A 12,302-nucleotide genomic window follows, 5' to 3' on the forward strand; every position below is an offset into this window, starting at 1 on the left:
ACCGATACTAATGAACCGTGAGGCTTAACCTTACAACGCCGAAGGTGTTTTGGCGATTTGAGATGATTTTCAGCCTGATACAGATTACTCGATGCGTCCTGAGGACGTGTTGAAAACAGAATTTGCCTGGCGGCGATAGCGCGGTGGTCCCACCTGACCCCATGCCGAACTCAGAAGTGAAACGCCGTAGCGCCGATGGTAGTGTGGGGTCTCCCCATGTGAGAGTAGGGAACTGCCAGGCATCAAGTTTGCAGTAAAACCGGGGCATTAAACCGGTAGATGTAGAAAAAATTCGGTGGAGCGGTAGTTCAGTCGGTTAGAATACCTGCCTGTCACGCAGGGGGTCGCGGGTTCGAGTCCCGTCCGTTCCGCCACTTATTTAAAGCCCTGAGCATTCGCTCAGGGCTTTTTTGTGTTCTCAATAACCAATTATTGCTAAATCAGCAAAAATCCTCTGCATTTATCGATCTTTTTCCCAACCCAACCTTCACCCATAATGGCCTCAGTTAAGCGAAACGAATAATTAACGAGGAACATCAATCATGACAATCCCTGCATTTGGTCTTGGCACTTTCCGTCTGCAAGACGACGTAGTCATCAACTCTGTAAAAATGGCGCTGGAGCTGGGCTATCGTACTATCGATACCGCACAGATCTATGAAAACGAAGCCGCTGTTGGCCAGGCTATCGCGGAAAGCGGCGTGCCGCGTGATGAACTGTTCATCACCACCAAAATCTGGATCGAAAACCTGAGTAAAGACAAGCTGATCGCCAGCCTGAAAGAGAGCCTGCAGAAGCTGCGCACCGATTATGTTGATCTGACGCTGATTCACTGGCCGTCGCCGAACGATGCGGTTGCTGTTGAAGAGTTTATGGCTGCGCTGATGGAAGCGAAGAAGCTGGGTCTGACCCGACAGATCGGTATCTCTAACTTCACTATTCCACTGATGGAACGTGCGATCGCTGCCGTTGGCGCTGAAAATATCGCGACCAACCAGGTTGAACTGTCTCCGTACCTGCAGAACCGTAAAGTGGTCGATTGGGCGCATGAACACGGTATCCACATCACCTCTTACATGACGCTGGCCTACGGTAAGGCGCTGAAAGATGAAGTGATTGCCCGTATCGCGGCGAAACATAATGCGACCCCGGCACAGGTTATTCTGGCGTGGGCGATGGGCGAAGGTTATGCGGTTATTCCATCTTCCACCAAGCGTGAAAATCTGGCGAGCAACCTGAAAGCGCTGGATCTGAAGCTGGATGATGAAGATCGTAAAGCGATTGCCGCGCTGGATTGCAACGACCGTCTGGTAAGCCCGGAAGGTCTGGCGCCGAAGTGGGATTAATCCACCGATTCCGGCAGGCGGTTGACGCCGCTGCCGGACGATAGTTTCTTACAGCTCCTTCGGGAGCTGTTTGACGTGCTCACTCAGAAAGTCAATAAATGCCCTGATACGCGTGCTGACGGCTCTGTCGCTGTAATACACCGCACTGAAAGGCATCTCCACCGGCAAGCGCTTGTCGGCAAGTAGCTCCACAAACTCCCCGCTGGCAATCTCTTTATCCACCATATAATCCGATAGACAGGCAATACCATTGCCGCCAAGACAGAGCTGTTTTAGCGTTTCGCCACTGTTAGAGGTAATTTCGCAACCGACTTCCAGTAATTGGCCATCGCTGGCGGCAATAGGCCAGGTATTTAACGAGACAGGCTCGGTGAACCCCAGGCAGAGATGATCCGCAAGATCTTCCGCATTCAGCGGGGTGCCGTAGCGGGCGATATAATCAGGCGAGGCGATGATCTTGCGATAACTATTGAACAGCGGGCGGGCGCGCAGGCTGGAATCGGTTAGGGTACCCGCGCGGATCGCGACATCGACTTTACGTTCTATAAGATTAATGAAGGTTTCCGAGGAGACCAGCGAGAGCGTCATTTCTGGATAACGTTCGCGAAACGGTTTTACCAGCGGCATTAAAAAATGCAGCATCACCGGGGTGGCGGCATCAACGCGAAGCAATCCGCGAGGGGTGGTGCGCGTCTCCAGAAGCTCGTTCTCAGCAGCCGCCATCTCCTGCAACACCACCTGCATGCGGCGGAAATAACGCTCGCCTTCTTCTGTCAGGCTCAGCTGGCGCGTGGTCCGGTTTAACAAACTAACGCCTAGCTTTGATTCCAGCTTTTTGACTGCCCGGCTGACGGCAGAGTTTGCCTGCCCGAGCTGCTCGGCCGCCCGGCTAAAACTGCCGCTTTCCACTACGGCGACGAAGATAGCGATCTCTTCTGACGTGGCTCTCATTGTTGCACCTATAGCAAAATTCTATTGAGATTTTGATGGTTTTTGTTATTTAAACATCCCTTCATACTACGTGTCATCTTAATCCTGATGCTACGGAGTAAATTATGCCACTGGCGCTACTTGCATTAACCATCGGTGCCTTTGCTATTGGCACTACCGAATTTGTGATCGTCGGTCTGGTACCGACCATTGCTGAACAACTGGCTATCTCGCTGCCGTCTGCGGGCCTGCTGGTTTCCATCTATGCGCTAGGCGTGGCGATTGGCGCCCCGGTGCTGACCGCGCTAACCGGGCGCATGCCGCGTAAGCAGCTCCTGCTGGCGTTAATGGTGTTGTTTACCGCCGGCAACCTGTTGGCGTGGCAGGCACCGGGTTATGGCACTTTAATTGTGGCCCGCCTGCTGACCGGCCTGGCGCACGGCGTGTTTTTCTCAATCGGCTCGACAATCGCCACTAGCCTGGTGCCAAAAGAGAAAGCCGCCTCGGCCATTGCTATCATGTTCGGCGGCCTGACGGTCGCGCTGGTAACCGGGGTGCCTTTCGGGACTTTCATCGGTCAGCATTTTGGCTGGCGGGAAACGTTCCTCGCGGTATCGATTCTTGGCGTCATTGCGCTTATCAGCAGCCTGATCCTGGTGCCAAATAATATTCCGGGCCGCGCCGGCGCCAGCCTTCGCGATCAGCTGAAAGTCTTGACCCATCCGCGCCTGTTGATGATCTACGCGATTACCGCGCTGGGCTATGGCGGCGTGTTTACCGCATTTACTTTCCTCGCGCCGATGATGCAGGAGCTGGCTGGCTTTAGCCCGTCTGCGGTCAGTTGGATCCTGCTGGGTTACGGTATCTCTGTCGCTATCGGTAACGTGTGGGGCGGTAAGCTCGCCGATAAACATGGCGCTGTCGCCGCGTTGAAATTTATCTTCGCTGCGTTGGTGGTGCTGTTGCTGGTCTTCCAGTTCACGGCCAATCTGCACTACGCCGCTCTGGCAACGGTACTGGTGATGGGGATTTTCGCCTTCGGCAACGTTCCGGGTCTGCAGGTCTATGTGGTACAAAAGGCTGAACAATACACGCCGGGCGCCGTTGATGTCGCCTCTGGTTTGAACATTGCTGCCTTCAATATTGGTATTGCCCTCGGTTCGGTCATTGGTGGACAGACGGTCGAGCTGTACGGTCTGGCGCAGACGCCGTGGATTGGCGCGCTGATTGTGCTGGTTGCTTTGCTACTGGTCGTACTGAGCGGTCGTTTAGATAAATCTCCACGCCGTTCGGCAGCCGTTTCTCTCGAAGGATAAGGCTTTCTCGCAAATTGCATTGAAAGTGTATGGGAAAATCCCTATAACAGAAGAACCAGCCGCAGTCGGGCTGGTTTCCTGTTATCGAGGTTGAATGCCCAAATTGCGAAAGAATACCTATGCCATGCGCTATGTCGCCGGACAACCCGCGGAGAGAATCTTGCCTCCGGGGGCGTTTGCGGGCGTCAGTCCGGTTTATCCCGCCGGCGCGCCATTAAGCAGCGATGAGAAAATTCGCGTGCTGGTGTGGAATATCTTTAAGCAGCAGCGTGCAGAATGGCAGTCAGTGCTCAAAAATTTCGGCAAAGACGCGCATCTGGTCCTGTTGCAGGAGGCGCAAACCACCCCAGAACTGGTCAGGTTCGCGACTTCAAACTATCTGGCCGCCGATCAGGTGCCGGCGCTGGTATTGCCGCAGCATCCTTCCGGCGTGATGACGCTGGCCTCCGCTCACCCCATCTATTGCTGTCCCTTGCGCGAGCGCGAACCTATTTTACGTTTGCCTAAATCGGCGTTAGTGACCGTTTATCCGCTGCCCGATGCACGGCTGTTAATGGTGGTGAATATCCATGCGGTTAATTTTAGTCTTGGCGTCGATGTCTATAGTAAACAGCTGCTGCCAATTGGCGATCAGATTGCCCATCACAGCGGGCCGGTAATCATGGCTGGTGATTTCAACGCCTGGAGCCGCCCGCGGATGAATGCGTTGTACCGCTTTGCGCGTGAGATGTCGTTACGCGAGGTTCGTTTCTCTGACGATCAGCGCCGCCGCGCGTTTGGTCGCCCGCTCGATTTTGTGTTCTACCGCGGCTTAAGCGTGCACGATGCCTCCGTGCTGGTGACCCGCGCCTCCGATCACAACCCGCTACTAGTCGAATTCAGTCCCGGCAAGCCTGATTAATTAAGGTATGTCAGGCCTGCCATCGGGCAGGTCTGCGTTCAGCACGATGCTGCCCTTTATTACTCAAACCACCGAAGGACAACACAATGACAACACGCTCTCATCATGACAACGTCGAAAAGCAGTTTGGCTCACAGGCAAGCGCCTATCTGACCAGCGCCGTACACGCCTCCGGGCGCGATCTGCAGCGTCTGGCGGAACGGCTGGCGGATTTCCCGCAGGCAACGTTGCTGGATATGGGATGCGGGGCAGGGCACGCCAGTTTTACCGCTGCCGGCCAGGTAGCGCAGGTTACCGCGTATGATTTATCGAGCCAGATGCTGGAGGTTGTCGCTCAGGCGGCAAAAGACAAAGGCTTTACCAACATCGTCACTCAGCAGGGATATGCTGAAATGCTGCCGTTTGCCGACGCCAGTTTTGATGTGGTGATTAGCCGCTACTCCGCTCACCATTGGCATGATGTCGGCCAGGCGCTGCGCGAGGTGAAACGCGTGCTGAAGCCGGGCGGGGTGATGATCATGATGGACGTAATGTCTCCGGGGCATCCGGTACGTGATGTCTGGCTGCAGACCGTAGAGGCCCTGCGCGACACCTCGCACGTGCGTAATTACTCCAGCGGCGAGTGGCTGGCGCTGGCCAACGACGCAGGCCTGGCGATCAATCATTTATTGACCGATCGTCTGCCGCTGGAATTTAGCTCCTGGGTCGCGCGGATGCGCACGCCAGAAGCGCTGGCGGAGGCGATTCGCTTATATCAGCAGAGTGCATCGGCGGAGGTTAAAGCCTACTTCGAATTACAGCAGGATGGATCGTTTACCAGCGATACCATCATGTTTGAAGCGCATAAAGCAGTGTAGCGCTGGCAATAAAAAAGGCACCGGGGAATCGGTGCCTTTCTCATTATTCTGAAATCAGGATTCAGGTCTGTCGTTGTTCTTCACAAACAGCGTTAGCTGATCCCCAGGCTTCAGGTTATCGGTATCGCTGTTCCAGCGCATAACGTCGCGGATATTGACGCCGTGGCGTTTTGCGATGCTCGATAGCGAGTCGCCCTTACGAACACGATAGGTGATGCTATCATTGTTGTTCGCCAGACGTTGCGCGCTGCTGCCTGCGCCGACAACCAGATTCTGTCCAACTTTCAACCCTGAACCGCGCAGGTTGTTCCACTGCTGCAGATCCCGGGTGGTGACGCCGAGACGCGAAGCAATCCCGGAAATCGTATCGCCAGAACGTACTTTGTAGCTATGGCTGGTCAGCGGCGTATTGTCAGCTAGCTGCGTCGGCTGTACGGCGGCAATGTCGCCAGAGGCCAGAGACTCACGCAGTTGAGCCGCGTGCTTCTGAGGCACCATAACGTACTTTGGCCCGCTAGCGCCAAGCGTTGAACCCTTTACGCCGGCGTTAAAGGTTTTCAGCTTGCTGACCGGCATTCCTGCCATGTCCGCTAGCTGAGAAATCTCAACCGGACTATCGAGGCGAACGCGCGCCAGCGCACGGCTTTCATCAGCCGTTGGCAGCTTCACGCCGTAACGCTTGCTGTTTTTGAGAATATCGCTCAAAGCCAGCATTTTTGGCACGTAGACCTTGGTTTCACGCGGCAGCGAGAGCGACCAAAAATCGGTGGGTTTACCACGCGAACGGTTCGCCTTCACGGCCTTCATTACCCGGCCTTCGCCGCTGTTATATGCTGCGACGGTCAGTAACCAGTCGCCGTCGAACATTTTGTTCAGACGTTGCATCATGTCCAGCGCCGCGGTAGTGGACGCGACGACATCACGACGCGCATCGTAACTGCGGGTCTGTTTTAAACCATAATTGCGCCCTGTGCTCGGAATGATCTGCCAAATGCCTGCGGCATTGGCGCCAGACGTTGCGTGTGGGTCAAAAGCGCTCTCCACTATGGGTAGTAATACCAGTTCCATTGGCATGTTACGTTTCTTAACTTGCCCGGCTATCCAGTACATATACGGTTCAGCCCGTAAAGTTACATCGTGGAGATAGCTCTTATTACGTAAGTACTTCTGTTTCTGTTCGCGAATCCGGGGGTTTTCCGGAATTCCCATCTTTAGCTCGTCGCTTATGGAAGTCCACAGATCCTGGTCTTGCGCGTAGAGGGTTCCATCATCTAACCATCGCGCCTGACTTGTGAACTTGCCTGCTTCCCCTTGACCAGCTGCAGAAAGGCTCTGTGCTCGCTGTTCTACGGTGCCGTCGTGCTTCGACGCCTGGCACCCTACCAGCAGGACAGAGGCGAGTAATATCGCTCGTGCCTTCATGTGTGTGTCAATAGTTGCTTAAAAGACGAGCAAGGATAACGGTGAAGGCCGAGGATGACAAGCGTTAAATCTCAGAAGTCATCTTTCTTTGACCTTAACCATGCAAATCTCTGCGCTGAGTGTTGCAAATTTGTTTCTTTGGATATTTCTTTAATTAAATCATTGTCATCCGTACGTAAAAATAAATTTATACGGCGTTCATTTTTCAGAGTAACGGGTAGTGTCTTTTGGTTTTTTGCGCGTAACTCCTTAACTTTATGGTAGTAATCCTTTATATCCATATCATCTGGCAGGATACTCAATGCAAACTTCATGTTTGCTAAAGTGTACTCATGTGCGCAACAAATTAGGGTGTCAGCGGGAAGCGCATTTATTTTCATAAATGATTGATACATTTGATCTGCTGTACCTTCGAACAGCCTGCCGCAGCCGCCGGAAAACATTGTATCGCCACAAAATAGATAAGGTTTGCTGTAGAAACAGATATGTCCTAATGTGTGACCTGGCGTGGCGAAAATAGAAAATTCGTGACCCAAAAGAGTAATGCTATCGCCATCAGATACAATATCCGTGCTTCCCTTATCCTGGGTTTCTGCCGGCCCGTAAACCACAAGTTGCGGAAATTTTTGCCGCAGTTCTTTCACGCCGCCAACATGATCATGGTGATGGTGGGTTAACAAAATCGCTTCTGGCTGCCAGTTGTTTTCTTCAATGGCCGCGAGTACCGGCGCGGCTTCACCGGGATCGACTATCACACAACGACGGCTATCGTCGCTAACAACCCAGATGTAGTTGTCCTGAAATGCAGGAATACTGATAAGATTCATAAATTACCTCTCAAAGCGTTGCGGAAGGTTGCGATGAAGCCGGCAAGGATACCTCATACAATTACAGCTCCAGAGCATTGGTCCAGTATGCCGTGGGGTGAATACTATCGCGAGTCGCTGGAACGACATATGAAACCGTGGCTGGCTAAATTATATGGCTTTCATCTACTTAAGATTGGCAATCTGAGCGCGGAAATCAATACCGAAGCCTGCGCGATCTCCCATCAGGTGAACGTTTCGCTGGGGGGAAGTCCTATCCAGGTCAAAGCCGACCCGCTGTATCTTCCTTTCGCCGCCAAATCGGTGGATGCCTGTTTACTGGCGCATACTCTGCCATGGTGCAGCGATCCGCACCGGCTGTTGCGGGAAGCTGACCGCGTGCTGATTGACGATGGCTGGATGATTTTGACTGCTTTTAACCCGCTGAGCCTGATTGGATTGCGCAAAGTGACGCCGGTTCTGCGAAAAACTATCCCCTATAACAGCCGGATGTTTACCATGACGCGACAGCTAGACTGGCTGGCGCTGCTCAATTTTGAGGTGCTGCACTATGGTCGCTATCAGGTGCTGCCCTGGTCGAGGCAGGGGGGAAAAATGCTAAGTACTCATCTGCCTGCTTTGGGATGTTTGCAGATGATCGTCGCGCGGAAAAGAACCATTCCGTTGACGCTAAATCCGATGAAGTCCGGGAAGGCGAAGACGCAGCTGCGTCCGGCCGTTGGCGCCACCAGGCAGTGGCGCGACGGGGGAAATTAGCTTTCCGGCTGGTAGCCGACGTCGTCCAGCGTGGGGTTAGATGCCGCGGCGCGCGCAAGTTCGTCGCAGCGTTCGTTTTCCGGGTGTCCGGCATGGCCTTTGACCCATTCCCATTTAATCTGATGCTGGCCGAGAGCGGCATCAAGGCGTTTCCACAGATCGACATTTTTAACCGGCTTTTTGTCCGCCGTTTTCCAGCCGCGTTTTTTCCAGTTATGGATCCACTGGGTTATCCCCTGGCGGACGTACTGGCTATCGGTACTTAGCACCACTTCGCAGTGCTCTTTAAGCGCTTCGAGAGCGACGATGGCAGCCATCAGTTCCATGCGGTTGTTAGTCGTCAGGCGGTAGCCCGCGCTGTAGGTTTTTTCATGCTGGCGATAGCGCATAATAGCGCCGTAGCCGCCAGGCCCTGGATTCCCCAGGCAAGAACCATCGGTGAAAATTTCTACCTGTTTGAGCATCTCTGGTAGACTTCCTGTAATTGAAATCGATATGTAAACGACAAGTCTGACATAAATGACCGCTATGAGCACTGCAATTACACGACAGATTGTTCTCGATACCGAAACCACCGGTATGAACCAGATCGGCGCCCACTATGAAGGGCATAAGATCATCGAGATCGGCGCCGTAGAGGTGATCAACCGTCGCCTCACCGGTAATAACTTCCATGTTTACCTGAAGCCCGACCGGCTGGTGGACCCTGAAGCCTTCGGCGTTCACGGTATTGCCGATGAATTCCTCATGGATAAGCCGACATTTGCCGACGTTGCCGATGAGTTCATGGAGTATATCCGCGGCGCGGAGCTGGTCATCCATAACGCATCGTTCGATATCGGCTTTATGGATTATGAATTCAAAAAGCTGAACCGCGGCATTGAGAAAACGGAAACCTTTTGTAAGGTCACCGATAGCCTGGCGCTGGCGCGTAAGATGTTCCCCGGCAAGCGTAACAGCCTCGATGCGCTCTGTTCACGTTATGAAATAGACAACAGCAAGCGTACGCTGCACGGCGCGTTGCTCGATGCCCAGATTCTGGCTGACGTCTATCTGATGATGACCGGTGGGCAGACCAGCATGGCGTTTTCGATGGAAGGGGAAGGCCAACAGCAGGCCGGCGATATTGGAATACAGCGCGTTGTCCGCGCCGCCAGTAAATTACGCGTGGTTTATGCTTCTGACAGCGAGCTGGCGGACCATGAATCGCGTCTCGATCTGGTGCAGAAGAAGGGCGGAAGCTGCCTGTGGCGCGCCTGATTGCCGACAATATGCGCTAAAAATAGGCGGGTGGGCTAATTTTGCATCAAACGATTCAAAAGTGAAGAAAAAGCGTTGACGACGATGTAGGGAAACCGTAATATTCGCCTCGTTCCCAACGGAACAACAACGCGGAGCGGTAGTTCAGTCGGTTAGAATACCTGCCTGTCACGCAGGGGGTCGCGGGTTCGAGTCCCGTCCGTTCCGCCACTATTCAGAAGGCCTGAATCAGAAATGATTCAGGCCTTCGTCGTTTGGGGGAATTATCATTTAATCCGCCCCTAACGCCTCTTCAACACACTGCATAAATACCCGCATTGCCGGGCTAACTACTTTACCGGCGTGATGAGCGCATATCGCGTTAATAGTGAGCGGAACAGCGCTAAACGGTAGCTCAACCAGCGTACCGCGCTTAAGCTCTTCCTCAACGGCGAAACGCGGCAGATAGCTGACGCCAAGATTGCTCGCCACGCACTGCTTAATACTTTCGATACTCCAGAGCTCAATAGTATTTTCCAGGGTAATGGCGCGCTGGCGCAGCGTGCTTTCAAAAATTTGCCGAAATACGCACTGTGGCTCATTGATAACAAAGCTCAGCGGGATATGTTGCCCGCAGCGGGTAAAATCGACCGCCGGATGCTGCGGCGAGGCGACCAGCGTCAGCGGCTGCTGGCCAAAGCTTGTCATGGTTAACGCGTCATCGTTGCCAACCCGATAAAACACGCCCAAATCGGCGCTATCGTTGAGTAGCGCATCACGGATGACATAACAGTTAAGTGATTGCAATGATAAGCGTACCTGCGGCGCTCGTTGTTTAAAGCGCTGTAGCACCTGCGGCATTTTATAGGCCAGCAGGGTTTCCCCACAGGCAACGCGCAGCTCGCCAGCCGGTTCGCTATCCTCGCGAGCCGCCTCACGAATGGTTTCCATCACCCTCGCCAGTTCATGGACGTGCGGCAGCACCTTTTTACCGGATTCGGTCAGGCACATGCGGCGGCCTATTTTTTCAAACAGCTGAACGGCAAGTTCTTGCTCAAGCTGTTGAATATGAAAGGTCACGGTGGATTGCGTACAGCATAGTTTTTGCGCCGCGCGTAAAAACGAGCCTTCTTCCACTACCGTCTTGAGAGTAATAAAACGCCGCAGATCCATTTCGCCACCAACTATCGAAATTATCGAATTCAGAATCAGAAAACATTCATTTTTTTAAATGAATGGCTTTGGGTACTGTCTGCCAAAACGAAGGAGAAGACAAGTGACCCCAGCTTTGATTAGTGCTTTTTTGACTTATACCCTAATAACCGCGTTGACTCCCGGCCCCAATAATATTCTTGCCCTCAGCAGCGTCACCTCCCATGGCTTACGCCGCAGTCTGCGGGTGCTGGCAGGGATGAGCATTGGTTTTATTATCACTATGCTGATTTGCGCGGCTTTAACCTTTTCGCTGGTGGAACTCGACTCGCGATTTACCCGGATATTGGGATGGATTGGCGCGGCGTATATCCTGTGGCTGGCCTGGCAGATAGCCAAAAGCAAACCGGGGGCAGGTGCGCTGAGTACAGAGCCGGTGGGTTTCTGGGCGAGCCTGGGCCTGCAGTTCGTCAACGTAAAAATTATTCTGTATGGCATCACCGCGCTCTCTACCTTTGTCCTGCCCGTTACCCGCGAGCCGATTTGGCTCATTAGCGTGAGTCTGCTGCTGGCGGCGATTGGTGCGCTGGGAAATCTGTGCTGGGCGCTGGCGGGGCATCTGTTTCAGCGCCTGTTTTTGCTGTACGGACGGCAACTGAACTGGGTATTGGCAGCGTTATTGGTCTACTGCGCTTTGCGGATCGTGGTGGAATAAAAAGGGAGCGCAGCGGCTCCCGAAAAGTGTTTAGCCGATCGTGAAAGGATCGGCATCCTGCCAGGCCGGAAATTTCTCGCGATACTCCTGCAGCGCGGCCAACGACAGATCGGCATCGAGCCGCGTCGCCTGATGCGGTTCGGCGGTGGCGATAATCTCTCCCTGCGGGCTGATGATACGGCTATCACCCCGATAGTGGTGGCCGTTGCCATCGGTGCCGACGCGGTTGCAGCCGGCGACGTAGGCCTGGTTTTCAATAGCTCTGGCGACCAGCAGCGATTGCCAGTGCAGCGAACGCGGGGCAGGCCAGTTAGCAACATACAGGGCCAGGTCGTAATCGTTGTGGTTACGCGACCATACCGGGAAGCGCAGGTCATAGCACACCAGCGGCAGAATCCGCCAGCCGCGCCATTCAAAGACCACTCGTTCGGTTCCTGCCTCATAATGGTGATGTTCATCCGCCATGCGGAACAGGTGACGCTTATCGTAAAAATGCGTTTTACCGCCGGGCTCTACCAGCAGAAAGCGGTTCACCGGGCCGCGTTCGGTCTGCAATGCCGCGCTACCGGCAATCAGCGCGTTGGTCTGCTCCGCTTTCGCCTGCATCCACTCAACGACCTCTTCCTGCGGCATCGACTGCTTCGCCGCTTCCATGGCAAAACCGGTAGTAAACATCTCAGGCAGTACAATGATGTCGCGCCCGCTCACTTCTTCCAGCTGACGATCGAAATGGCGCAGGTTGGCGGGACCATCCATCCACACCAGCGGTTGCTGCAACAGCGTAATTTTCAAGCCAGGCACAGTGGTGAACTCCATTATAAAGAGGGCGTTTAGATAATTT

13 protein-coding genes, 2 tRNA genes and 1 rRNA gene are annotated in these 12,302 nt (G+C 53.8%); 10 read left to right on the forward strand and 6 right to left on the reverse strand.

Translation table 11 applies throughout. From position 1 onward, the window contains the following. Positions 1 to 125: 125 nt before the first annotated feature. The 3 genes from rrf to dkgB all read left to right on the forward strand — a co-directional run bounded on the left by rrf (position 126) and on the right by dkgB (position 1,346). Positions 126 to 241, forward strand: a 5S ribosomal RNA gene (gene rrf, locus ABLV07_RS00005). A 56-nt stretch (positions 242 to 297) separates the two neighbouring features. Beyond that, positions 298 to 374, forward strand: a tRNA-Asp gene (locus tag ABLV07_RS00010). Positions 375 to 542: 168 nt separating this feature from the next. After that, a complete protein-coding gene (dkgB, locus tag ABLV07_RS00015) occupies positions 543 to 1,346 on the forward strand; it encodes a 2,5-didehydrogluconate reductase DkgB (protein WP_042895734.1) in 804 nt (267 codons plus the stop codon). 48 nt (positions 1,347 to 1,394) lie between these two features. Here dkgB and yafC read toward each other — a convergent pair whose 3' ends face one another. Beyond that, positions 1,395 to 2,297, reverse strand: a complete 903-nt coding sequence (yafC, locus tag ABLV07_RS00020) for a DNA-binding transcriptional regulator YafC (protein ID WP_042895736.1) — start codon at positions 2,295 to 2,297, stop codon at positions 1,395 to 1,397. A 104-nt stretch (positions 2,298 to 2,401) separates the two neighbouring features. Between yafC and ABLV07_RS00025 the strand changes: the two genes are divergently transcribed. From ABLV07_RS00025 to ABLV07_RS00035, 3 genes are all read left to right on the forward strand, one after another. Continuing rightward, entirely contained in the window at positions 2,402 to 3,592 is a 1,191-nt protein-coding gene (locus tag ABLV07_RS00025) for an MFS transporter (protein ID WP_042895739.1), read from the forward strand. A gap of 103 nt (positions 3,593 to 3,695) precedes the next feature. Next, the gene (locus ABLV07_RS00030; protein WP_015704463.1) at positions 3,696 to 4,493 is read left to right on the forward strand and encodes an endonuclease/exonuclease/phosphatase family protein; all 798 of its coding nucleotides are present in this window, start codon (positions 3,696 to 3,698) and stop codon (positions 4,491 to 4,493) included. An 86-nt stretch (positions 4,494 to 4,579) separates the two neighbouring features. Continuing rightward, positions 4,580 to 5,350: a class I SAM-dependent methyltransferase gene (locus ABLV07_RS00035; protein ID WP_032707483.1), complete on the forward strand. Its 771-nt coding sequence runs from the start codon at positions 4,580 to 4,582 to the stop codon at positions 5,348 to 5,350. Between the two features lie 54 nt (positions 5,351 to 5,404). Here the strand turns inward: ABLV07_RS00035 and mltD are convergent, their stop codons facing one another. Continuing rightward, the gene (mltD, locus tag ABLV07_RS00040; protein WP_032705449.1) at positions 5,405 to 6,772 is read right to left on the reverse strand and encodes a murein transglycosylase D; all 1,368 of its coding nucleotides are present in this window, start codon (positions 6,770 to 6,772) and stop codon (positions 5,405 to 5,407) included. Positions 6,773 to 6,843: 71 nt separating this feature from the next. After that, positions 6,844 to 7,599: a hydroxyacylglutathione hydrolase gene (gene gloB, locus ABLV07_RS00045; protein ID WP_015704465.1), complete on the reverse strand. Its 756-nt coding sequence runs from the start codon at positions 7,597 to 7,599 to the stop codon at positions 6,844 to 6,846. Between the two features lie 33 nt (positions 7,600 to 7,632). Between gloB and ABLV07_RS00050 the strand changes: the two genes are divergently transcribed. Next, positions 7,633 to 8,355: a class I SAM-dependent methyltransferase gene (locus tag ABLV07_RS00050; RefSeq protein ID WP_042895743.1), complete on the forward strand. Its 723-nt coding sequence runs from the start codon at positions 7,633 to 7,635 to the stop codon at positions 8,353 to 8,355. Here the strand turns inward: ABLV07_RS00050 and rnhA are convergent. Continuing rightward, positions 8,352 to 8,819: a ribonuclease HI gene (gene rnhA, locus ABLV07_RS00055; RefSeq protein WP_015368126.1), complete on the reverse strand. Its 468-nt coding sequence runs from the start codon at positions 8,817 to 8,819 to the stop codon at positions 8,352 to 8,354. The genes ABLV07_RS00050 and rnhA overlap by 4 nt on opposite strands. 64 nt (positions 8,820 to 8,883) lie before the next feature. Here rnhA and dnaQ point away from each other — a divergent pair, with 64 nt between their 5' ends. Together dnaQ and ABLV07_RS00065 are read left to right on the forward strand one after the other, a co-directional pair. Further along, on the forward strand, positions 8,884 to 9,615 hold the full coding sequence (gene dnaQ / locus ABLV07_RS00060) for a DNA polymerase III subunit epsilon (RefSeq protein WP_015368125.1): 732 nt from the start codon (positions 8,884 to 8,886) through the stop codon (positions 9,613 to 9,615). A 133-nt stretch (positions 9,616 to 9,748) separates the two neighbouring features. Beyond that, a tRNA-Asp gene (locus tag ABLV07_RS00065) sits at positions 9,749 to 9,825 on the forward strand. Positions 9,826 to 9,885: 60 nt separating this feature from the next. Here ABLV07_RS00065 and ABLV07_RS00070 read toward each other — a convergent pair. Beyond that, a complete protein-coding gene (locus ABLV07_RS00070; protein WP_015704467.1) occupies positions 9,886 to 10,767 on the reverse strand; it encodes a LysR family transcriptional regulator in 882 nt (293 codons plus the stop codon). Positions 10,768 to 10,870: 103 nt separating this feature from the next. On the opposite strand from ABLV07_RS00070, the gene eamB reads away from it, so the two are divergent. After that, positions 10,871 to 11,461: a cysteine/O-acetylserine transporter gene (gene eamB / locus ABLV07_RS00075; protein ID WP_042895746.1), complete on the forward strand. Its 591-nt coding sequence runs from the start codon at positions 10,871 to 10,873 to the stop codon at positions 11,459 to 11,461. A gap of 30 nt (positions 11,462 to 11,491) precedes the next feature. Here the strand turns inward: eamB and ABLV07_RS00080 are convergent, their stop codons facing one another. Further along, positions 11,492 to 12,262 (reverse strand): amidohydrolase, encoded by a 771-nt coding sequence (locus ABLV07_RS00080; protein WP_042895758.1) that lies wholly within the window; start codon positions 12,260 to 12,262, stop codon positions 11,492 to 11,494. Positions 12,263 to 12,302: the final 40 nt, after the last annotated feature.

Origin of the sequence: Klebsiella sp. CN_Kp097, assembly GCF_040064495.1 — a bacterium.
In the GTDB taxonomy this organism is placed as follows: domain Bacteria; phylum Pseudomonadota; class Gammaproteobacteria; order Enterobacterales; family Enterobacteriaceae; genus Klebsiella; species Klebsiella aerogenes.